The 21,998-nt window shown below is 64.5% G+C and carries 19 protein-coding genes; 7 read left to right on the top strand and 12 right to left on the bottom strand.

Going from position 1 to position 21,998, the window contains the following annotated elements; genetic code table 11:
• The first annotated feature begins 165 nt into the window (after positions 1-165).
• From BV95_RS09330 to BV95_RS09315, 4 genes are all read left to right on the top strand, one after another.
• Complete coding sequence (locus BV95_RS09330) at positions 166-657, top strand: nuclear transport factor 2 family protein (protein ID WP_051749681.1); 492 nt, start codon at positions 166-168, stop codon at positions 655-657.
• Positions 658-688: 31 nt separating this feature from the next.
• Positions 689-2,113 (top strand): NAD-dependent succinate-semialdehyde dehydrogenase, encoded by a 1,425-nt coding sequence (locus tag BV95_RS09325; RefSeq protein WP_037450482.1) that lies wholly within the window; start codon positions 689-691, stop codon positions 2,111-2,113.
• 89 nt (positions 2,114-2,202) lie between these two features.
• Positions 2,203-3,117 carry a TauD/TfdA dioxygenase family protein gene (locus tag BV95_RS09320; protein WP_202901554.1) on the top strand — a complete coding sequence of 305 codons (915 nt, stop codon included), beginning with the start codon at positions 2,203-2,205 and terminating at the stop codon, positions 3,115-3,117.
• 28 nt (positions 3,118-3,145) lie between these two features.
• Positions 3,146-4,753, top strand: a complete 1,608-nt coding sequence (locus BV95_RS09315) for a thiamine pyrophosphate-binding protein (RefSeq protein WP_037450480.1) — start codon at positions 3,146-3,148, stop codon at positions 4,751-4,753.
• 167 nt (positions 4,754-4,920) lie between these two features.
• Here BV95_RS09315 and BV95_RS09310 read toward each other — a convergent pair whose 3' ends face one another.
• Positions 4,921-5,670, bottom strand: a complete 750-nt coding sequence (locus BV95_RS09310; RefSeq protein ID WP_037450475.1) for an SDR family NAD(P)-dependent oxidoreductase — start codon at positions 5,668-5,670, stop codon at positions 4,921-4,923.
• Between the two features lie 125 nt (positions 5,671-5,795).
• Between BV95_RS09310 and BV95_RS09305 the strand changes: the two genes are divergently transcribed.
• The gene (locus tag BV95_RS09305; protein ID WP_037450472.1) at positions 5,796-6,182 is read left to right on the top strand and encodes a carboxymuconolactone decarboxylase family protein; all 387 of its coding nucleotides are present in this window, start codon (positions 5,796-5,798) and stop codon (positions 6,180-6,182) included.
• Positions 6,183-6,321: 139 nt separating this feature from the next.
• On the opposite strand, the gene BV95_RS09300 is transcribed toward BV95_RS09305, so the two are convergent.
• From BV95_RS09300 to BV95_RS09280, 5 genes are all read right to left on the bottom strand, one after another.
• Positions 6,322-7,299 carry a LacI family DNA-binding transcriptional regulator gene (locus BV95_RS09300; protein ID WP_037450469.1) on the bottom strand — a complete coding sequence of 326 codons (978 nt, stop codon included), beginning with the start codon at positions 7,297-7,299 and terminating at the stop codon, positions 6,322-6,324.
• A gap of 116 nt (positions 7,300-7,415) precedes the next feature.
• Entirely contained in the window at positions 7,416-8,354 is a 939-nt protein-coding gene (locus BV95_RS09295) for a DUF6282 family protein (RefSeq protein WP_051749679.1), read from the bottom strand.
• Positions 8,355-8,370: 16 nt separating this feature from the next.
• Positions 8,371-9,147, bottom strand: a complete 777-nt coding sequence (locus BV95_RS09290) for an HpcH/HpaI aldolase family protein (RefSeq protein ID WP_051749678.1) — start codon at positions 9,145-9,147, stop codon at positions 8,371-8,373.
• 10 nt (positions 9,148-9,157) lie between these two features.
• Positions 9,158-10,060: a hypothetical protein gene (locus tag BV95_RS09285; RefSeq protein ID WP_037450462.1), complete on the bottom strand. Its 903-nt coding sequence runs from the start codon at positions 10,058-10,060 to the stop codon at positions 9,158-9,160.
• Between the two features lie 29 nt (positions 10,061-10,089).
• A complete protein-coding gene (locus BV95_RS09280) occupies positions 10,090-13,029 on the bottom strand; it encodes a TonB-dependent receptor plug domain-containing protein (RefSeq protein WP_037450459.1) in 2,940 nt (979 codons plus the stop codon).
• A 728-nt stretch (positions 13,030-13,757) separates the two neighbouring features.
• On the opposite strand from BV95_RS09280, the gene BV95_RS09275 reads away from it, so the two are divergent.
• Positions 13,758-15,134: an MFS transporter gene (locus BV95_RS09275; RefSeq protein WP_037450456.1), complete on the top strand. Its 1,377-nt coding sequence runs from the start codon at positions 13,758-13,760 to the stop codon at positions 15,132-15,134.
• A gap of 403 nt (positions 15,135-15,537) precedes the next feature.
• Here the strand turns inward: BV95_RS09275 and kce are convergent, their stop codons facing one another.
• The gene (gene kce / locus BV95_RS09270) at positions 15,538-16,464 is read right to left on the bottom strand and encodes a 3,5-dioxohexanoate:acetyl-CoA acetone transferase (RefSeq protein WP_037450454.1); all 927 of its coding nucleotides are present in this window, start codon (positions 16,462-16,464) and stop codon (positions 15,538-15,540) included.
• 83 nt (positions 16,465-16,547) lie between these two features.
• Between kce and BV95_RS09265 the strand changes: the two genes are divergently transcribed.
• Entirely contained in the window at positions 16,548-17,003 is a 456-nt protein-coding gene (locus BV95_RS09265) for a PaaI family thioesterase (protein ID WP_051749677.1), read from the top strand.
• On the opposite strand, the gene BV95_RS09260 is transcribed toward BV95_RS09265, so the two are convergent.
• The 5 genes from BV95_RS09260 to BV95_RS09240 all read right to left on the bottom strand — a co-directional run bounded on the left by BV95_RS09260 (position 16,991) and on the right by BV95_RS09240 (position 21,864).
• On the bottom strand, positions 16,991-17,785 hold the full coding sequence (locus tag BV95_RS09260; protein ID WP_037450453.1) for an amidohydrolase family protein: 795 nt from the start codon (positions 17,783-17,785) through the stop codon (positions 16,991-16,993). The two genes, BV95_RS09265 and BV95_RS09260, sit on opposite strands and share 13 nt — an antisense overlap.
• On the bottom strand, positions 17,775-18,689 hold the full coding sequence (locus tag BV95_RS09255; RefSeq protein WP_037450579.1) for an amidohydrolase family protein: 915 nt from the start codon (positions 18,687-18,689) through the stop codon (positions 17,775-17,777). The genes BV95_RS09260 and BV95_RS09255 overlap by 11 nt, the downstream gene beginning before the upstream one ends.
• 21 nt (positions 18,690-18,710) lie before the next feature.
• Positions 18,711-19,643: an alpha/beta hydrolase gene (locus BV95_RS09250; protein ID WP_037450451.1), complete on the bottom strand. Its 933-nt coding sequence runs from the start codon at positions 19,641-19,643 to the stop codon at positions 18,711-18,713.
• Positions 19,643-21,016, bottom strand: coding sequence for an MFS transporter (locus tag BV95_RS09245; RefSeq protein ID WP_037450449.1), 1,374 nt, complete (start codon positions 21,014-21,016; stop codon positions 19,643-19,645). Before BV95_RS09245 ends, BV95_RS09250 begins: the two co-directional genes overlap by 1 nt.
• 71 nt (positions 21,017-21,087) lie before the next feature.
• Positions 21,088-21,864: an SDR family NAD(P)-dependent oxidoreductase gene (locus tag BV95_RS09240; protein WP_037450576.1), complete on the bottom strand. Its 777-nt coding sequence runs from the start codon at positions 21,862-21,864 to the stop codon at positions 21,088-21,090.
• Between the last annotated feature and the right edge of the window lie 134 nt (positions 21,865-21,998).

Raw genomic sequence — 21,998 nt, 5'->3', positions numbered from 1 at the left:
AACCTGTCGCCTTCGGTGGCAAAATCCCATGGCGGGAAAAAATAAGTCTTTTGGCGCGAGTATAACCAAAGGTGATCGGACAGGGCGTTATTCCCTATTCTATGTTCTGGTGAGACAGCGGGCGGGAGGCATTTCGTGACCCAAGGCCCGCCGGCCAAGGAGAGGATGAGGGATTTGGCGACGACCGCGCAAGACAGGATCATGCTGACCCAGCTACTGCTCGCCAACGCCACGGACTATTGGCATGAGGTGGACGTCAATGGGGGCCTGAACACCCGCGACTATTATCTGGAGGACGCCACCTTCTTCAACCTGAAGGGACGCGAGGCGATCCATCAATTCTATGTCTGGCGGCAGAGCCGGGGGCCGCGGGTCAACCGCCATGTCATCGCCAATTTCCGGGCCGAACTGATCGAACCCGGCCTTGCCCGCACGAACAATGTGATGATGCTGTTCGCCGGGGACGGCGTGCCGGTGCTGCCGTCGCATGCGCCGATCCAGATCGCGGAGCAGATCGACCATCTTGTCCTGTGCGAGGACGGGCGCTGGCGTTTCCGCACGCGGGAGTTCGTCAACCTGTTCAAGGGCGACACGCCCACCACCGTGCCGCCCCGCGCATGGTATGAGAAATGGAGTCCGGGCAGTCTGAAGGATTGATGTGGGCGGCATGCGGGCGAAGGAATAGGCAGTGAAGCGCGAGCAATGTTTCATCGCGGGCGAGTGGGTCGACAATGGGGAATGGATTGCGGTCGACAATCCTGCCACGGGCGCGATCATCGGCCGGGTTCCGGCGATGGGGCGGGAGGATGCCCGGCGGGCGATAGCGGCCGCGGCCGCCGCCATGCCCGCCTGGGCGGCACGTCCGGCGGGAGAAAGAGCCGCAATCCTGCAACGCGCCGCCGCACTGATGCTGGAGCGGGCCGATGCGCTGGCCGCGCTGCTGACGCAGGAACAGGGCAAGCCGCTGGCGGAGGCGCGGGGCGAGATCGTCTATGCCGCGTCCTTCCTCCAATGGTTCGGGGAGGAGGCGAAGCGCGCCTATGGCGACGTCATCCCCGCTCCTGCGGCGGACAAGCGCATCATGGTGCTGAAGCAGCCGGTGGGCGTCGTCGCGGCGATCACCCCCTGGAATTTCCCAGCCGCAATGATCACGCGCAAGCTGGCCCCCGCGCTGGCCGCCGGGTGCGGCATGGTGCTGAAGCCTTCGGAACTGACGCCCTTCACGGCGCTGGCCATAGCGGAAATCACGGACGAGGCAGGCGTGCCCAAGGGGCTTTTCAACGTCGTCACGGGGGATGCGGCGGAAATCGGGGGCGAGCTGACGGGCAATCCGGTCATCCGCAAGATCAGCTTCACGGGGTCGACGGCGGTCGGGCGGCTGCTGATGGAGCAGGCGTCGCGCAGCATCAAGAAGCTGAGCCTGGAACTGGGCGGCAATGCGCCCTTCATCGTGTTCGACGATGCCGATCTGGATGCCGCCGTCGCGGGCGCGATCCAGTCCAAATATCGCAATGCGGGGCAGACCTGCATCTGCGCCAACCGTTTCTATGTCCAGGCGGGCATTTATGACGCCTTTGTCGGGAAGATGGCTGCCGCCGTCGCGAAGCTGCGGGTCGGCGAAGGGACCAGCCCCGGCGTGGATATCGGCCCCCTGATCGATGAGCGCGCCGTGGCGAAGGTGCAGCGCCATATCGACGATGCCGTAGCGAAGGGCGCGCAGGTCGTGACCGGCGGCCGCCCTGCCCCGGATGGGCCGCGCTTCTTCGCGCCGACGGTCCTGCGCGACGTCAGGCCGGGCATGCAGGTGCTGGAGGAGGAGACGTTCGGTCCGCTCGCGCCGCTGGTGAAGTTCGATGAGGAGGGCGAAGCCATCGCCCTCGCCAATGACAGCGAATTCGGCTTGGCCGCCTATTTCTACGCCCGCGACATCGGCCGCGTGTGGCGCGTGGCGGAGGGGATCGAATCCGGCATCGTCGGCATCAACACCGGGATCATCTCCACCGAAGTGGCGCCCTTTGGCGGGGTCAAGCAATCGGGCCTGGGCCGGGAAGGGTCGCGGTACGGGCTGGATGATTATCTGGAGCTTAAATATCTTTGCCTGTCTCTCGCTTGAACCGGCGGGGCATTTGTGCGAGACAGGTTTGTGACCGGTACCAAAATGCTTTCGGGGCGGGCGCCCCAGGCAGTCGACAGGAGAACGGAATGTCCAGTCATTCGACCATCATGGACAGGGACGATGTGCTGCGATGCACCCCCGCCCATCCGCATTTCGCGGCGCGGGCGGAGGGAATCGACCTGCGCCGGCCGCTGACGGCGGAGCAGAAGGCCGCCGTCAAGGGCGCGATGGACCGTTATGGCGTGGTCGTCTTCCCCAATCAGATGATGAGCGACGACGAACAGGCCGCCTTCGCCGAACAATTCGGCGCGATAGAAGAGACGCCGACGCTGGTCGATCAGGAACGGCGGCGCATCGCCAACATGAAGATCAACGACATTTCCAACCTGGGTCCGGACGGGCAGATCTGGGGCGCGGACGACCGGCGGCGCATGTATAATCTGGGCAATCTGCTGTGGCACAGCGACAGCAGCTTCAAGCCGACGCCGGCCTATTGGTCGATGCTGCAGGCCCGCGTCATTCCGCCGGTGGGCGGGGCGACCGAATATATCGACACGCGGGTGGCGTGGGACCATCTGCCGGACGAATTGAAGGCCATCGCCAAGGATCTGGTCGCTTATCATTCGCTCATCTATTCGCGCGAGCAGATGGGGTTCGACGCCTTCAGTCCAGATGAGGTGGAGCGGTGCACGCCGGTCCCGCAGCGGCTGGTGCGGCTGCACAAGGAATCCGGGCGGCTTGCGCTTTATCTGTCGGCGCATATCGGGGCGATAGAGGGCTGGCCGCGGCCCGAAGCCATGGCGTTGATCCGCGAACTCACCGAATTCGCGACCCAGCGGCCGTTCGTCTATGCGCATCAATGGGCGGTCGGCGACCTCGTCATCTGGGACAATCGCTGCACCATGCATCGCGGCACCCGCTTCGACGACAAGAAATATCCCCGCGACATGCGCCGGGTGACGCTGGAGGACAGCGCGCCCACTTTGGAACAGCCGATCTGACAGGGCAGGCGTCCGGAAGGAAAAGAGAATGACCGTTGGAACGGTAAGCGAGGCGATAGTCGCCCGCCTCGCGGAAAAGGGGGCGCGCTTCATCTTCGGCGTGCCGGGGGGCGAGTGCAATCTGGACTTCATCGCGGCGGCGGAAAAGCAGGGGATGCGCTTCATCCTGACGCGGACGGAGACGGCGGCGGCGATGATGGCCTGCGTCACCGCCGAAATCACCGGAGCGCCCGGCGTGGCGATGACGACGCGGGGGCCGGGGCTGGCTGCGGTTGCCAATGGCGTGGCTTATGCCGATCTGGACCGGGCGGCGATGCTGCTGATCGCGGACGGTTATGAGGATGATCAGGCCTATATCAGCCATCAACGGATCGACCAGACGGCTATATTGGCGCCGATGTTGCGGGCTTCGTCCAACCTGCGGGGCGGCGATCCCATCGCGGAGGTGGACCGGCTGATCGACGCCGCCATGGGGAATCCGCCGGGGCCTGCCTATCTGGAGGTCGCCGGTTCCTTCATTCGCGGGCGGTCCGGGCCGGTGCCTGCGGCCCATCCCGCCCCTGCCCTGCCCGCGCCGGACCCGTCCGCGCTGGCGGAGGCGAAGAGGCTGGTCGCTGCGGCCCGGCGGCCGATATTGCTGGCGGGGCTTCAGGCGCGGTCTCCCGATGCAGCCGCAGCCTTGCGCGCCTTCGTCGCGGCGACCGGCTGTCCCGTGCTCGCCACCTACAAGGCGAAGGGGGTGGTGTCGGAAAATGCGCCGCTCGGCTTGGGACTATATGCCAATGGCGTGCCGGAGCAGCCGTTGATCGGGTCCGCCGACCTCATCATCCTCTATGGCTTCGATCCGGTCGAAGGGCCGCCGCAGCCATGGCGATATGGCGCCATTCCGACGGTGGAACTCACTAATCATCCTTTTGAGCATCCGCTGTTCGCGCCCCGCCTGTCGGTGGTGGGCGACATAGCCGCTTCCATCGCCAGCCTGCGCGATGCGGTGGACAGCAGCGGATGGGAGCCGGGCGAACTGGAGCGGCGCAAGGAGGCCCTGTGGGCGGCGGCGGAGATTTTCGGGGGTTCGGGCATCTCTCCGGCGGCGCTGGTTCGCGCGGCGCGGGAAGCGGTGCCTGGGGACAGCCGCATCACCATTGACGCGGGCGCGCATATGCTGCCGGTGCTGCATATGTGGCGGTGCGACGAGCCGAACCGGTCGCTGATCTCGCGGGGGCTTTCGACCATGGGCTTCGCCATTCCCGCCGCGATTGCCGCCAGCCTGGCCGATCCGGAACGCACCACCATCGCCTTTACCGGAGACGGCGGGGCGATGATGTGCCTGGGCGAGCTGGGCACGGCTGTCCAGAGCGGGGCGAAGCCCATCGTCGTGGTATTCAACGATTCCTGCCTGACGTTGATCGGGGCCAAGCAGCGGCGGCGGCAACTGGCGGCGGCGGGAGTGGATTTCTCCCCCACCGATTTCGCGCAGGTCGCCGCCGGTTTCGGCTGGCATGCCTGTCGGGTGGAGGAGGAAAGTGGGCTTGCCGGAGCCTTTGCCGACGCCTTGGCGAGCGGTCGTCCGGCTCTGATCGATGTGGCGATCAATCCGGCGAGTTATGAGGATCAGATCCTGGCCATTCGGGGGTAGTTTGAGTGTTGGCGGATGTTGCTAATCCTCCCCATCGATAGATGGGGACGGTCGAAGGCTGGTGGAGGGGAATGGGGCACGACCTCCGAAATTCCCCTCCACCACTCGCTTCGCGAGCGGTCCCCCTCCCCATGCAAGCATGGGGAGGAATTTTAAGCCGAGCCTCCTCACCCGGCCAGATAGGCGCCGTCGACCGGGATGATAGCCCCCGACACATAGCGCGCCGCGTCCGACGCCAGATAGACCGCCGTTCCCGCGATCTCGTCCGGCCGGCCCTGGCGGCGCAGCGGCGTCCTGGCGAGGATGGCGGCTTCGCGTTCCGCCGTCTTTTCATGGTCCGGCACCAGCGTGGTTTCGATGAAGCCCGGAGCGATGGCGTTGACCCTGATCCCGTCGCCGCCCCATTCGACCGCCAGCGCCCGCGTCAACTGCATCACCGCGCCCTTGGAAGCCGCATAGGCCGCCGCATTGGGCGCGGCGACGAAGGAGCGGATGGAGGCGAGGTTGATCACAGCCCCCCTGGTGGCGCGAAGCTGCGGATAGAAGGCGCGGCACATGTTGAACGGGCCGCCGACGTTGATCGCCAGCGTGCGATCCCATTTTTCCTTCGCGCCCGGATCGTCGATGCGGCCGGGGAAGATGACGCCCGCATTGTTCACCAGGATGGAGACCGGGCCGATCTCCCGCTCCAGCCGCGCCGCCAGCGCATCGCACGCCTGCGCATCGGAAACGTCGAGGCCGAAGGGCGCGGCCTGGCCGCCTGCACCGGCGATGGCCTGCGCCGCTTCGACGGCTTCATCCCGATGCACGTCGGTCAGCGCGACATGCGCGCCCGCTTCGGCCAGTCCCTGCGCGATCGCCCGTCCGATGCCCCGCGCCGCGCCGGTCACGATGGCGATCCTCCCGTCCAGCCGCATCTTCGATCCCTCCCTTGAAAAATATGGCTTATGCCGCGATTTTTACTGTTGTTACCGGTATCGCATCCGCATAGTCTTTCGGCAAGCCCGAATAGCGGTTCAAATCATCGGTAGAGGAGATCGTCATGGCCACGGAAGAATATGAGCGGGGACTGGCATTGCGCAAGGAAGTGCTGGGGGCCGACTATGTCGAACGCTCCTTCGCCAATGCCGATGATTTCAGCCGTCCCATGCAGCAATTGTCGACCGAATATTGCTGGGGCAAGATATGGGGGCGCGAGGGATTGTCGCGGCGCGACCGCAGCCTGCTCAACATCGGCATGATCAGCGCGCTCAACCGGCCGCATGAGTTGAAGCTGCATGTGAAGGCGGCGCTGACCAACGGCTTGTCGAGGGATGAGATACGCGAAGCGCTGCTGCAGGTCGCCATTTATTGCGGCGTACCGGCCGGGCTGGATTCCACGCGGATCGCGAGGGAGGCTTTTGCGGAAGTGGATCAGGCGGCGGAGTGAAGGAGCTGGGTTGCGCGGGGAGGATCGGAAGGTGGGGAAATGGCCATTGGCGGAGGTTGGCGACCATAGTCCCCCTCCCGCTTGCGGGAGGGGGAATGTCTTCCACCCGAATCGGCCCCGAATTTGCTTCGGCAATTGCTTAGGAACTGGCGCGCTGGACGATTTCGAAGCCCAGGTCGATCGTCGTGACCGGCATGGTGCGTTCCTCGATCCTGTCCAGGATCATCTGGGCGCTGCGGCGGCCGATCTCATAGCGCGGCAGGCGCAGCGAGGTGATCGCCGGGCTGACATGGCGCATCAGGTCCAGATCGTCGAAACTGGCGATGGCCAGCCGATCCGGCACGGCCCATCCGCGCCTGTCGCACTCCAGCAGCGCGCCGACGGCCAGCACGTCGCCCGCGCAGAACAGCGCGTCGGCGTCGGGCACATTCGCCTCTATATAGGAAATCGCCTCCGTCCCGCCGCCGAAGCCGCGGGACACGGCGACCGCATGCTTGCGATCCGCCTTCTGCCCGATTTCCGCCAGCGCGTCCTGAAAGCCGCGTTGCCGTTCGGCGGCGCGGGGATTGGCGGCTAGCCCTGCAAAGACGATCCGCTTATAGCCCAGACGCGCCAGGTGCAGCGTCATCGCCTTGGCGGCGGCGCGGTTGGAATAGCTGACCACCATGTCGACCGGGTCGACCGGGAAATCGCCATTTTCCACGACCGGCGTGTCCGACGCCTTCAGCATCCGGACGGCCGTGGGCGAATGGTTGGTCGAATGCAGGATCAGCCCCCCTACCCGCTGCGCCAGGAAGGCGGCGATGACCTGTTCCTCATCCTCCGGATCGTCGGAGCTTTCCGCCACCATCAGATGATAGCCGAGCGGTCGCAGCACGTCCGATATGCCCTTCACCGTCTGGGAGAAGATGGAGTTTTCCAGGCTGGGCAGGACCAGGCCGATGACGTTGGAACGGCGCGAGGACAGGCTGCGCGCCAGATGGTTGTGGACGTAACCCAGTTCCTGCACCGCCTCCAGCACGCGGTTGCGCAGCGTCTCGTTCACGGATTCCGGGCTGTTCAGCGCCCGCGACACGGTCATGCGCGAGACCTGCGCCCGTTCCGCGACGTCGCGCATCCGGATCGTTCCGTTGGCTTTCTTCGATACCGGCAAGTGGCTCCTCCTGATGGAAGCTCGTTACCGTAACTCGGTGGGCCGTGCCATGATAAACTGAGGGCGGGCGCGGTACCCCGTCAATCCTCCAGACCGAGCAGGCGCAGGGCATTGGTCGAGATCATCTTGCGGATATCCTCATCCGAATAACCCAGGCCGATGCAATTGCGGATCACGCCCCGGAAGCCGTCGACCGGGCGATCATTGCCCACCTGACCCAGATCGGACGCCAATATGGTGCGGTCCACCGTGCCCGCCCGGATCAGCGCGTCCAGTTCCTCCGGCGGGAACATCGCCTGTTCGCGGCCGACCATCTGGATGAACATGCAGAGCGAATGTTCGATATAAGCGCCCATGCCCACCAGTTGGCGGATGTCGTCCAGCGACGCGCCGATGATGAAGGTCGGGTGGTTGACCAGCAACCGCTTGACGCCGCGCCTGACCGCCTCCTCGAACACAGGGAAGATTTCGGAGATATGGAGGTGGCCGCCCGACAGGATCACGTCATGTTCGGCGATGATGTCCAATATCTCCTTCACCTCGTCCTTCAGGGCGCCGTTGGCGTCCAGCGGGGTCAGCGGATCGGGCGGCAGCAGCGGCTTTATGGTGTGGGGGAAGCCTTTCTTGCGCTTCTGGTCCGCCTCTACATGATTTTTCGACGCGAAGGTGGGCATCCACACCAGTTTCGCGCCCAGGGCGATGCCGTGGTCGACCGCATATTTGTTGAAACCGCCGGTCGTGTTGTTGAGCGGGACGCCCGAAAACAACTGCACCTTCAAATGGCCGTGCGACCGGTTCAGCAGTTCGGTGATCGGCGTCGCGGAATAATAATGATCCTTGATCAGCATGGCGCGAAATCCCGCGTCCGCCGCATCCTGCAACGCCTCTATATGGTCGAGCGACCGGGGCATGACCGACGGGCCGCTGTGGCAATGCATGTCGACCGCGCCGACCAGCAGGCTGGAAATCCGATCCTCCACCGCCTGGTCCGCGACATTTTCGTCCAATAGTGAAACCATTTTCGCCTCTTCGTTTTCAGCGCCCCAACGCGTTTTTCGTGTCGTCCATCAATTTGCGCGCCGCATGGGCGAACAAGGTCGTGTCGGCGCTGATCATGACGAAGGAATAGCCCGCCTCGCGGCAGCGCACTGCTTCCTCCGGCGTCTGCACGGCGGTGCCGCAGGGCACGCCCTTCGCCCTCGCCGCCTCCAGCACCTTCGCCTCCAGCCCGCGCAGCGTCGGGTGCGATCCGGGCAGGCCCGAACTCAGCGCCAGATCGCCGAAGCCGATGAAGACGGCGTTGAGCGCGGGGGCGGCCAATATGCCGTCAATCTGCTCCAGCGCGCTGACGTCCTCGATCTGGACGCCGCGCATGACATGGTTGCGCCCCCGCTCCAGATAGTCCGCCGCGCTGTCCAGCCCCCAGCGGGCCGCGCGGGAGGTATAGCCCATGCCCCGCGATCCCAGCGGAGGAAAGGCCATGGCCGCCGTCACCTCCGCAGCGATTTCGGGCGTCTCCACCCTGGGGACGAGCAGCCCGTCTATGCCCGCGTCCAGCAGTCTCTGTACTGCGCCGCCGCTCCGGTCCGGCAGGCGGGCCATTACGTGAAGCCCGACCGCCTGCGCCGTCGCGATGGCCTGATAGGCCGTCTGGAAGCTGTGCGGCGCATGTTCCATGTCCACCACGGCGAAGTCGAAACCGGCATGGCCGATCAGTTCGACCGTCTCCAGCGACGCGATCTTCGCCCAGGTGCCGACCAGGAACGCGTCCTTGGCGCGAAGGCGTTCGATCAGGCTTGGTTTGCGATCCAAAATATCCCTCCTATTGGGCCGGCATCGGATAGTCGCCCTCATTCAGCACCCATCCGGGCTTCAGCGAGAAGTCGATCCGTGGCGGCGCGAAGATGTCGACCAGTTGATTGGCGTCCGAATGCCAGGTGGACGTGTGGATCACCTGCGCCGGGATCACCGTCACCGACGGCGAATCCACAGCGACATGCACGTCGTCATGCCATTTGTTCATGTCCACTGCCCAGGGCCAGCGCATATGATGCCGCCATTCCCCCTCCAGCGCGAGCGAACATTGTTCGAAATCGTCATGATGATGGGGCGACACCTTGGTGACATCGCGTGGCCCCTTCTGCCTGTTGGGGATGTTGACCATGACCGTGGTGCAGCGCCAGATGCGCCCGAACCGCCCCGGCTCGATTGGCACGTCCAGCGAATAGAGGCGCACCCTGTATCCCCCCGGCGGTTCCGGCCAGGGCTGGAAGGGCGGGATGTTCGCATGCCGATCCGCATAGGCGTCGGCATTGGGGCATTTCGCCACCAGATCCGGCGACCGGGCGGAGAAGATGCGGACGATGCGCCCACCCTTCTCCAGCGTGATCCGGCTGTCGCCCGGCGGCATGACGAACAGCGCATATCCCCCGCTCCGTTCGCTCTGGTTCCCCGCGCTGGCGATGGCGGGGGTGTCTTCATCGGGCAGCAGGACCATATATTCGTCCGCCTGCCCGGTCCGTTCGAAGGTCGCGCCGGGCAGCGCCTCGCTATAGGCGATGACGAAATTCTGGCCGCGCACATACCAGTTCCTGCCGCGATCATCATCCTCCACCGGCGGATCGCGGTAGAACAGGCCATATTCCGCGTCGTACAACCGGTCCACCGGCGCGGCCCCGGCGGGGGAGCCTGCCAATGTCGAACGAAGGTCGGTCTTGTCGTACATCGATTATCTCCAGTGCCCGCCGCCTGCCGTCACCACCGCGTCCGCACCCCGATCTTGAAGAAACGCCCGATCGGATCGAAATGCAACGGATTGCCGATCAAACGCAGTTCCTGCGGCTGGTCCTTGTCGAACACATTGTTGACGGTGCCGAAAATCTCGAAGGAGTCGTTGACCTTCAGCGTTCCCGTCATGTCGAGGTAGAAGCGCGCGGAAATATGGTTTTCGCTGATGCTGTTCGGATCGTTGATGTCGTAACCGGCCTGTTCCGGGCCGATCTTGGTCGGGTCCAGCAGGGCGCGGGGAATATAGCGGCCGTGGAAGGTCATGGACCAGGTCGGCCGCGAATAGGTGATCACGCCGTCCAGTTTCCAGCGCGGCACGCCCTGGATATTCGTCACCGATCCGGCGTTGCCGGTCCAGTTGTCGAGCTGCGTCTTCACCCCCGTCGCGTCGATGGTCGACAGGTCGATCACATAGTTGCCGTTGATCTGGAAATTGAGATTGCCGCCCAAAGCGGGCACCTGATAGTCGGAAACCAATTCTATCCCCTCCGCATGAAGCTTGCTGAGGTTCTGGAAATTGGAAAAGACCGTGTTGATCGATCCGTTGGGATTGAACTGGATCAGGTTGCAGAGCAGATTCTTCTGCTTGCAGGCGTTGGCGATAGCGGTCCCGGTCAGGGAGTCGATGGCGCCCTTCACCTTGATGTCATAATAGTCGATGGAAATGTTGAGGTTGCGGATGAAGGACGGCCGCAGCACCACGCCCGCGGTGAAGGTGTCGCCCTTTTCCAGGTTCAGCCCCGGATTGCCGCCGGTCACAACGAACTGGCTGGTCGTGCCGCCGACGAACGGATCGGGCAGCGGCAACTGGATCGTCGTCGCGTTGGGGCTGGATTCGCGGGCGGAGGGCGCGCGAATGTCGCGGGAGCGCGTCACGCGGAAGGTGATGTCCTCGATCGGGCTGTAGACCGCGCCCAGCTTCCATGTCGTGGCGTTGCCGAAGGGGTCGTAATGGGTCTGGCGGATGGCGCCGTCCACATCCAGCGACCGGCCCAGCGCCGAATCCTTGAGCAGGGGAACGGCGACCTCCAGATAGCCTTCGACCACGCTGGTCTTGGTGAAGGGAAGCACCGATCCGTTGGCGGCGATGAATTTGCCCGCCCGCGTGTTGGGATCGACATCACCCTCTGCCGTGTCGCGGCGCCATTCGCCGCCCAGGGCGACCTTCACCTCGCCCGCCCAGGTGGAGAAGGGCGATCCGCGCAGGTTGACGGCGGCGGCATGCTGTTCGAACCGGCGGGTCTGCCATTCGGGGACGATGTAGCGGTCGATGGCCGCCTGGCTGATATTGCCGAAGCCGAACAGGTTGATCGGGATGCAGCCGTTGGTCGGATTGGCGATGGTGGTGCGGCAGATCGGCGTGCCCGCCGCTATGCCGGGCAGACCGGCGGGGGCGGACACCACGTCCAGCGCGTTGTTCCATTCGGCCAGGCGGTTGTTGTCCGCGCCCACCCGGCTGTCGACGCGGCCATAGGTGTAATAGGCGTCCCAATCCCAATGTTCGGACAATTCGCCCTTCAGGGCGAAGGCGCCGCGATAAGTGTTCACCTTGCTGGTCGCCTTGGACAGGCTGCCCAGCGCCCAGCTTGACGAATTGACGATCAGATGGGTGATCGACGGATCGGCGGCCAGGATGGTCGCCCGCGTCGCGTTGGACACGAAGGGATTGTTGATGTCGATGGCGACGCCCGCGTCCAGCGGCGCGGAACGGGCCGTGGGGCCGCCCGTCACCTTTGAATACATGAATTCGACCGATGCGGTGATGGCGTCCGTCAGTTCATAATCGGCATGGACCGTGCCGGACACATGCTTCGTCGGCACCATCAGCGGCAGTGGGCTGAGGCCCAACGCATAAGGCTGGGTCGGATCGTCGAGCTGTTGCAATATGCCGCTCAGATAATTGCCGAACTGATAAGGGACCAGATTGCCGCTGGAATCGAACTGCTTGCCCCGCAGCGCGTTGGGCAGCGACGTCGCGCCGGTGTTCAGCACCTGCTGACCCAAAGTGATGGTCCCACCCGTGCCGTTGGGCTTGCGCGCCCCGACCAGGATGCCATTCTCATTATAGACGAAGGACGTGCCCTGAAGGACCAGCGTCGCCGGAAGGCCGTTGGTGCTGGTGCGGGTCGTCGTATTATAGCCGGGATTGGGAACGTAATTGGTGTAGCGGGTGCACCAGCTTCGTTCCTCGCACGGGCCGATGCCGCCTTCCCTGGCATATTCGACGGCAGCGACGATATGCCCGCGCCCGCCCGCGAAATCCGTGCCGCCCGCAGCGCCGACGAACAGGCTGGAAGCGTCGCCCCGCTGGCTGATGCCGTAGCTGGCATTGGCCTTTATGCCGTTGAGTTTCGTGTCGAGGATCAGGTTGACCACGCCCGACACCGCGTTCGCGCCATAGGCGGCGGAAGCGCCGCCGGTCACGACTTCGGTCCGCTGGATCAGCATGGACGGGACGCCGTTGATGTCGACCGTGCCGTCATCCGCGCTAGGCACGAAGCGGCGGCCGTCGACCAGGGTCAGCGTCCGCGTCGCGCCCAGGCCGCGCAGGTCGAGCGTGCGGGCGCCGATATTGCCGGACACCCGGAAGAAGGTGGAAGCCGGCGTGTTGATCGGGCGGAAGGACGGAATCTGGTTCAGCGCGTCCGCCACATTGTCGATGGCCAGTTGCTTCAGCCGTTCCTCCCCAACGACATTGACCGGCGTCGGCGCGTCATAGCCCTTACGGCCGACGCGGGAACCGGTGACGACGATGTCGGCGTCGCTGGGGGCGGCGGCGCTGGATTGCGCCGGGGACTGGTCCGCAGGAGGATTGTCCTGCGCGAAGGCCGGAGACAGCGCCGCGACGGCCGCGCATGTCAGCGCGAAGGCCGAACTGCGGCAAAGCAATGCACCCTGCAAATTCATTTCACCCCTCCTCCTCTTATTTTTCCTGCCGGGCGACGTCAGCGCAATGGCGGAATATTTGTTACCGGTATCTCAGAGTTGGGCCGGTGTCAAACGGCGTGACGGCGAAAATGACCGAGAAGGCAAGTTCCGCCTGGGGTCATGGGCCATCGTTCGCGCCGATATGGCGCCCGTTTGGCAAGGAAATATGGCCTCCACTATGCCAGAGAATATCTACGTATCGTTACAGCATAATATATGCGCATAGCATGGCACGAGATTTTTTGCTGGATTTTGGGGCTGCTCGCATGATCGCGGCATTGAGTGGCCGATGGTTTTGGGCGCTCCGGCTGCGGGGGCGGAGGAGTGCATTTAAATATATGTTATATAATGATATTTTCTTGGGTCCGGTTGCAGCTTGTGTCTTCCCAGCTTGGCGCGTGGGGAGAAATGGATGCTGAAACAAGTTCAGCATGACGGAAAGGCGAGGAAATTCAGTGGATGGTCGGGCGGCGGATTTAGGACTGCGGTCGGATTGGCGCTTTTCGGGCTGTTTGGCGAGCTTGACGGCGGGGAAGCGCCGGAGGGGCGGCGTGGCGCAAGGCTGTCCTCCATCATGCATGCAGCTTCGGCGCGGTTATTTTGGGAACGGTATCATTGCGCCCTGCTTGCGGGACAGCTAAGCAATGGCATCGAGAAAGGGCGCAGCATCCGCTGGACGCCCGGCCGGAACAGGAGAGGATCGCATCATGGACAGCCTGACCGCTGCTCAGGCCGACAGGACGGCCGCCAGTCCTTTGGAACTGCGCGTGGGGGACACGCTCGACAATCTCCGCACCTTTCGGGTGGGCATATTGGCACCCTTGCTGATGGGTTTCATCATGCTGTTCGATTCCTGGGACAGCATCGCCATCGCTTATGTCATGCCATCACTCTCCCGCGAATGGGGCCTGCATCCCGCGATGATGGGCGCGCTGATCTCTTCGGGATATATCGGCCAGTTCATGGGCGCCATCGCGCTCGGATCGCTGGCCGAACGGTTCGGGCGGATGCCGGTGTTCGTCGCGTCCGTCGCGGTCATGGCGACGCTGGCGCTGGCCTGCACCGTCGCGCCGGGGCCGGAGGCGCTGCTGGCGATCCGCTTCGTTCAGGGGCTGGCGATCGGCGGCGCGCTGCCGGTTTCGATCACCTATATCAACGAACTGGCGCCGACGATGACTCGCGGCCGTTATTTCATGATCTTCCAGTGGCTGTGCATGAGCGGCTATGCCGCCGCCTCCCTTTCCAGCACCGTCGTCATACCCATGCTGGGGTGGCGATGGCTGATCGGGCTGGGCGGCATTCCGCTGCTGCTGCTGCCGGTCGTGATGCTGATGCTGCCGGAATCGCCGCGCTGGCTGGCGCGCACCGGCCGCGCTGCACAGGTGCCGGGCGCGCTCGCCAAATTGGGCGGCAGGATCGATCTGACCGACGCCGACTTGCGCCCCGCCGCGCCCAGCCTTCAGGGACCGGCCAGGATTCCCATCTCCGCCCTGTTCGCGCCCCGGCAGCGCGCATCGACCGTCATCCTGATGAGCATCTGGTTCACGGTCGCCTTCACCAATTTCGGGCTCACCACCTGGGCGCCGTCTATCTTCGTCACGGTCTATAATATCCCGCTGGCCGACGCGCTGCGCTATGCTGCGGCGACGCCGATATTGTTCCTGATCGCCACGCCGTTCATCGGCGCGACCATGGACCGGGTCGGGCGGCGGCCCTATGCCATCGGCGGCTGCATCGCGGCAGGGATGGCGCTGCTGTCGCTCGCCCTCTTCCGCTTCGACACCGGGGCGCTGGTGGCGCTGGTGGTGATCGGCACGCTGGGCAGCGCGCTCAGCTCCTTCATCCAATGGCCCTATACGGCGGAAAGCTTCCCCACCCATCTGCGCGCGGTGGGCATGGGCGTTTCCAGTTCCATGGCGCGGGCGGCGTCGATGCTGACGCCGCTGTTCGTGGGGGTGATATTGAGCACCGGGGCGGCGATTTCGCTGGTCTACAGCGCCTTCGCGGCCTTTGCCTTCGGGGCGGCGTTGCTCTGGATATTCGCCACGACCGAAACGGCGCGGCGAAAGCTGGAGACGATCTAGGCCGTAAACTCATAAATGGCGCGTTCGAGGCGCCAAAATGGCGAACATATCGGGCCGAAATGCGCGCCGCGAAGGTTGGACACCTTTGCAAGCGCATTTCGGTTCGAGATGGAAGCCATTTTGACGTCCTGCGGATTTGACCAAAAAGGCCCATCCCGGCGTCAAGAGGGCTCGAAATATCGACATATTCCTGCGCCCTCTCTTCTTGTGCTGGGCCTTTTTGCCTCAAACCTCGAACGCGCCATTTATGAGTTTACGGCCTAGGACAGCGCCTTTATCGCCTTCGTCATGCTGAACTTGTTTCTGCGTCCATCGTGCCCCACAAGCCAAGGCGCGTGGGGAGAAATGGATGCTGAAACAAGTTCAGCATGACGGGTCTTTGATTCGGGAGCCGATCAGGCGTTCAGAGGTTGATGTTCTCACGCCCCTTCAGAGCCAGCATCTGCCGGGCTTCGTCGGCAGTCGCGACCTCCAGGCCCAGCTCGTCCAGGATGCGGCGGATCTTCAGCACCTGATCGGCATTGCTGTGGGCAAGCTGCCCCCTGGAGATGAACAGGCTGTCCTCCAGCCCAACCCGCACGCTGGAACCCATCAGCGCCCCCATGGTGCACGCGCCCATCTGGTGCCGTCCCGCGCCGAAAAGCGACCAGATATAATCATTGCCGAACAGCCGGTCGGCGGTCTGGCGCATGAAGAAGACGCTGTCGGCGTCCGCGCTCATGCCGCCGGTCACGCCCAGCACCGACTGGATCAGGAAGGGCGGCTTCAACAGCCCCTTGTCAGCGAAATAGGCGATATTGTGGAGATGGCCGATCTCATAACATTCCATCTCGAACCGGGTGCCGCCCGGTCCCAACGTCTCTATGATATGGCGGATGTCGCGGAACGTGTTCTTGGCCACCAGATCTTCCGTGGCCTCCAGAAAGGGTTTTTCCCAATCATGTTTGAAGTCATACCGGCCCGCCAGGTCCGACAGGTTGATGTTCATGCAGCCCATGTTGAGCGAGCAGAGTTCGGGGCTGACCTGCACCGCCGCGCGCAGCCTTTCCTCCAGCGTCATGCCCGGCCCGCCGCCCGTGCTGATGTTGATCACCGCGTCCGTCTCCGCATGAAGCTGCGGCAGGAACTGCATGAAGACTTCGGCCGAGGGGGTCGGGCGGCCATTGCCTGGATCGCGGGCGTGCAGGTGCAATATGGCCGCGCCCGCCCGGTGCGCCGCTATCCCCTCCTCCGCGATCTTTTCCGGCGTGATCGGCAGGAATGGCGACATGGCGGGCGTATGCATGCTCCCCGTCAGCGCGCAGCTTATGATGACCTTGCTCTTCTTCATGGCATTTGCCTTTCCATCATCCTGTCCCTAAGAAATTGGTACCGGTATCACATCGCCGCAGCAAGCCATAACGGAGAAAAGTCATGAACCCGCCGCAATTATCCGCCCCGCCCGGCTGGCGCGTCAAGGAAGGCGCCGACATCGACCCCTTCCATCATCTCAACGGCCCCTTCTACATCGCGGACCCCTTCGAACCCACCGCAGAGGAAGCCGTCCGCCTGGGGTTCCGGGTTTCTTCGCATAATTGCAGCTATTCCGGCCATGCCCATGGCGGCTGGCTTTCGGCGATCCTGGACGTCTCCCTTGGGCTGAACGTGCAGGCGGGCTGCGCGGTGCCCCATGCGCCCACCATATCGCTGACCATCGACTTCATGCGCGGCGCCCTGCCCGGCGACTGGCTGGAATCCCGCGTTCGCCTGTTGCGCGTCACCCGTTCCCTCGCCTTTTGCGACGGCGTGCTGATGGGCGCCGACGGTACGGTGGCGCGGGCAAATGGCGTTTTCAAACTCCCTTCGTCGCGCCCGGCTCAGGCGAAGTAGAAATCATGGGCATTGCGGTGGATAGCGGCGCGCATCTCCGGATCGGGCAGCCAATAGCTGAGCTGGTCCAACGTCTCCCGGTGCGTCACCTTGCCCTCCATGCCCACGAAGGGCGCGTCGCTGCCCCAGAAGAGCCTGTCAGTGCCGACGCGTTCGACATAGGCCTGCGCGAACAGGCGGGGTATGTCCTGATCGGGCCGCCGGAAACCGCCGGACAGCTTCACCCAGGCCCGCCCGTCGCGACAGGCGTCGACCGCCGCCTGGAAGCCGGGGCAGTCCACCCCCTTTTCCGCGTCCGGCCAGCCGAAATGGTCGATCACCACCTTGACCCCGCTAGGTCGCAGGCCCTCCAGCACGGCGGCAAGACGATGCGCTTCGATATTGACGTGGACATGCATGTCGAGGTCGCGAAGCCGATGGAACAGGCGATTATGGCCGTCATCGGCGAAGTCCGGCAGGTCGGTGTGGAAGAGTTGCAGGCGGACGCCGACCACGCCGTCGCGTCGCATCGCTTCCAGCTCATACAGGCCGATCTCCGGATCGACGATCACGGTTCCGCGCAGGCGCTTATGCTGGCGCAAGGCGCGGATCACATAGTCATTATAGGTGCCGAACAGGCTGGCCGCCGCGATCACCGCGCACTCCACGCCGCTGGCGTCCAGCGTTTCGAGATAGGTTTCGACCGTATAGGGGTAGGCCGGCCGGTTCCAGGCCTTGCTCCAGAAGGGCATGGCCTCCCCCCAGATATGGGCGTGCGTGTCGACCCGAAGCTCAGCGTTCATACAGCCTCTCCGCCGTCTCGTAGAGGAAGGCGCGCCGTTCGTCGGGACTGAGTTCGCCCGCCGCCCGTCGCGCCCATGCCGCCTTTTCCTCATAGGGCCATTCGCTTTGCCCCAGATCGGAACCCCACATCAACCTGTCCGCGCCGAAGGCATCCGCAAGCCGCCGGATGAAGGCGGCGGGTTCCGCCTTCTGGTCGGCCAGCCGTTCCATGTTGATCTCCGTGAACTTGAAGCTGACATTGGGCAGTTTTTCGAAGATGGAGATGGTCTCGGCAATGCCGAAATCCGGCGGCGGCGGCATCGAACTGTCCAGCCCCGCCTCGACATAGCGCGCCTTTTCGGGGTTGGAGAGGGTGTGCGGCGTGCCGATATGATCGACGATGATCCGCAGCGACGGCAAGGATTCCGCGATGAACTTCAGCGCCGGCAGGCCCCAGGATAAATGCCTGCGGAAGAAGATGATCGCCACCGGCGTCCCCAGATCGGCCACCGTCCGCCAGCATTCCATGGCCATGGGCGAATTCATCCACGCGGTGTCGTAATATTCGAAATGCGTCTGGGCGAGGCGCAAGCCGCGCACGCCCTGGTTCAGCACCATGTCGCGATATCTGGCGGGCGTTTCCGGATCCTGCGCGTCCAATATGACCACCGGCACGAAGCGGTCGGGATATTTCCTGCCCGAATCGATGATGTAGCTGTTGTCATAGCCATAGACATGGCCGCGCTGCACGATGCACGCCTTGCCGACGCCATTGCGGTCCATCTGGCCGATCAGCCATTCGGCGGTGGCCGTATAGGTCATCCGCGTCACATGGGTCGTGCCGCGCATGGGCGACGGCGGATAGGCGACGTCGTCATCCGCGATCAGATGGGCGTGGGTGTCGAAAATCTGGTCCTTTGCCATGTTCATCATCCTCCCGCTGGTTCAGGCGAACAGCCTGCCGCGCAATTCCTCCGCTATTTGCGACAGGGCCTGATCGGCGGCGCGCACCCTTTTCGCCCACAGGACGAAGCCGTGTATCTGGTCGGTATAGCGGATGCGGTTCACCGGTACGCCCGCGCCCGCCAGCCGGTCCGCATAGGCGTCGCCCTCCGCGCACAGGGGGTCGAAGCCGCAGGTCAGCACCAGCGCGGGCGCAACGCCCTTCAGCCGCCGGGCGCGCAGCGGCGACAGGCGCCAGTCGGCGGCATCGGCCCCGTTCCGGTAGGCGTCGCGGAACCATCGCATCGCATCCGCCGTCAGGCCGAATCCGTCGGCATTGCGGCGATAGGATTCATGCTCCTCCATCAGATCGGTCACCGGATAGAGCAATATCTGCGCGCTGAGCGGTAGCCCTTCGTCCCGCGCCCATAGCGCGCACGCGGCGGCGAGATTGCCGCCAGCGGAATCTCCGCCGACGGCGATGCGCGTCCCGTCAATGGCCAGTGCCGGAGCCTCGCGACGGACATGACGGAGTGCGGCCACGCAATCCTCCAGCCCGGCGGGAAAGGGATATTCGGGGGCCAGCCTGTAATCCACCGAAACCACCGCGATCCCGGCCCGATCCGCCAGCGAGGCGCAGAACCATGCGCCATAGGCGAGATCCCCGGTCATCCAGCCGCCGCCGTGGAAATAGACCATGACCGGCAGCGGAACATCCTCCGGCGCATGCAAGGGGCGGTATAATTTGAGGGGGACGGCGCCCAGCGGACCGTCCGCGAAAATATCCTGTTCCCCGACCGGCGGGGGCGGCTTGCCCAACGCGTCCAGCGAGGCGCGGACGGCCGCCCGCGCTTCTTCGACGCTCAGCGTGTGGAGCGGCGGCCTGCCGCTCGCTTCCATGAGGTCGAGCACGGCGCGCGCGTCGGCATCCAGCATCAGATCGCGTCCAGCCGCATCCGGGCGGTTTCCTTGGTGGCCGTCACCCACAGGATCAGTGCCCCGGCGGCGCACAGGCCGAATATGCCGAAGACGATGGCGACCGAAGCCCCGCTCGCCAGGATCGCGCCCACGACGACGGGCGTCAGCGTGGACGCCCCCCGCGCCAGCGAACTGCTGAGGCCCAGCGCGACCGCCCGGACATGGGTGGGGTAGGTTTCCGCCGTATAGGGCCACAGGACGATGGAGCCGGTGAAGATCGAAAGCTGACCCGCAATCACCAATGGCACCAGGATCATCACATCCTTCGGCAGGGTGAAGCCCAGCGTCAGCAACGCGCAGGTGGCGATCAGCGATCCGCCTATCGCCAGCGGACGGCGGCCGACGCTGTCGATCACCAGCGCGATGGTCGGGGCCAGGACGAGGAACAGCAGGCTGGCCGTCGCCGAATAGCGCAGCGCCGTCGCCACCGGAATATGGAAGACCGACACATAGATGGACGGCAGCCAGGTCGTCAGCCCGAAGCTGGCAAAGGATGTGAAGAACCAGAGCAGCATGACGACCGTCGTGCGCCGCCGGAATTCGGGGGAGAAGAGGACGGTCGCTGGCAGGCGCGGCGCGGGTCCGGCTGTCGACCCGGCGGCGTGGAACGCCTGCGGTTCGGCGGTGGGATCGCCGAATTTGCGGAGCGCCCGCGCCGCGTCCGCCGCGCGACCGCTGCGGACCAGCCAGCGCGGCGATTCCGGCAGCAGCATCACCACCACCGGCAGCAGCAACAGGGGCGTCGCCCCGAAGGCGAACAGCCAGCGCCATCCCAGATAAGGGATGACGACCGTGCTGGAAAAGGAGGCCGCCGCGTAACCGGCCATGGTGATGAACTGGAATATGCCGAAGTAGCGGCCCCGCGTGGCGGAAGGCGCGATTTCGTTGATATAGGTGATCGATACCGGCAGCGCGCCGCCGATCGCCACGCCCTGGACCACGCGCAGGGCGAACAGCGTCCCGTAATCGGGCGTCAGCGCGCAGAAGATCGCCAGCAATCCCATCCAGACGACCGAGGCCAGAAACACCGGCATCCGGCCGAACCGTTCGGCCAGCGAACCCAGCAGGATCGCGCCGACGAACTGCCCGGCATAGCCCGCGGAGATCAGGCTGCCCGCGGCCACCGGCGTCAGATGCCATTCGCGGGTCAGGGACGGCATGACATAGGCGATGGCGATGCTGTCCCAGGAATCGAACAGCATGATGAAGCCCAGCAGCAGCGGCGGGACAATCCTGAGCCGGGCCGAGGTAATGCCGTCGAGCGCCGCGCCCACCGCCGCCTCCGCGCCGGACCCGGTGCGCACCGCATCGATAGGGGCTCCGCCGCTCATCTCCTTGCCTCCGCCGCCATCTCCATCTCCTCCGTCTTTCCGCCATCTGTGTGGCGCATGTGCTTTTCCGATCAGGCCGCGATCACGCCGCCGTCGACGGATATGATCGATCCGGTGACGAAGGATGACGCCTGCGAGGCCAGCCAGACGACCGTTCCCGCCATCTCCTCCGGCTGGGCGACGCGGCCCATCGGCACGGATGCGGGCGGCGCATGGCCGACCTGGCTGCGATTGGCCCGCATATTGTGCAGCAGGCCGGTCTGGACCGGCCCCGGCGCGATCGCGTTCACCCGGATATTGTGGGGGGCAAGTTCGATGGCGGCGGATTTGGTCAGCCCGGCGACCGCATGTTTGCTGGCGGAATAGGCGCTGACAAAGGCAAGCCCCGACAAGGCGGCGGTAGAGGCGAGGTTGACGATGGAACCGCCCTGCCCCGCCGCCAGCATGGCCGGAACCTGATATTTCATGCCCAGCCATGCCCCCCGCACGTTGATCGCGAACAGATTGTCGAAATCGGCGGCCTTTAGATCCTGGATGGCGGCGGCCGGGCCGGGAATGCCCGCATTGTTCATCGCAATGTCCAGCCCGCCCATCATTTCCGCCGCCGCCGCCACGAGCGTTTCGACGCTTTTCTCTTCGCGAACGTCGACGGCGCGATAATGGACGGATCGGCCGCTGTCCGAAGCGATCTCCCGCGCCAGCGCCTCCCCCCTTTCGCTGTCCAGTCCCGACATCACCAGACTCGCGCCCGCCGCGGCGATGGCACGGGCGCAGGCCAGCCCTATGCCGCTGTCGCAGCCCACGACCAACGCCTTGCGCCCTTGCAGGGAAAAGAGATTGTCGGACATGGATCGCATCCTCTTTGCATCTTTATGAGATACCGGTACCATAAGATCGCTCGCTTTAGCTAGGGCCAAAGTAACGGAGAGGCACAACATGATAGGCCATCAGCATAACGATATTCGATAGCGCAGCCGCCGCC

The sequence above is a fragment of the Sphingobium chlorophenolicum genome, from assembly GCF_000722875.1.
GTDB classification, from domain to species: Bacteria; Pseudomonadota; Alphaproteobacteria; order Sphingomonadales; family Sphingomonadaceae; genus Sphingobium; species Sphingobium chlorophenolicum.
Note: the sequence above shows the minus strand (reverse complement) of the source record. Positions and strands in the feature narration are given on the sequence as shown.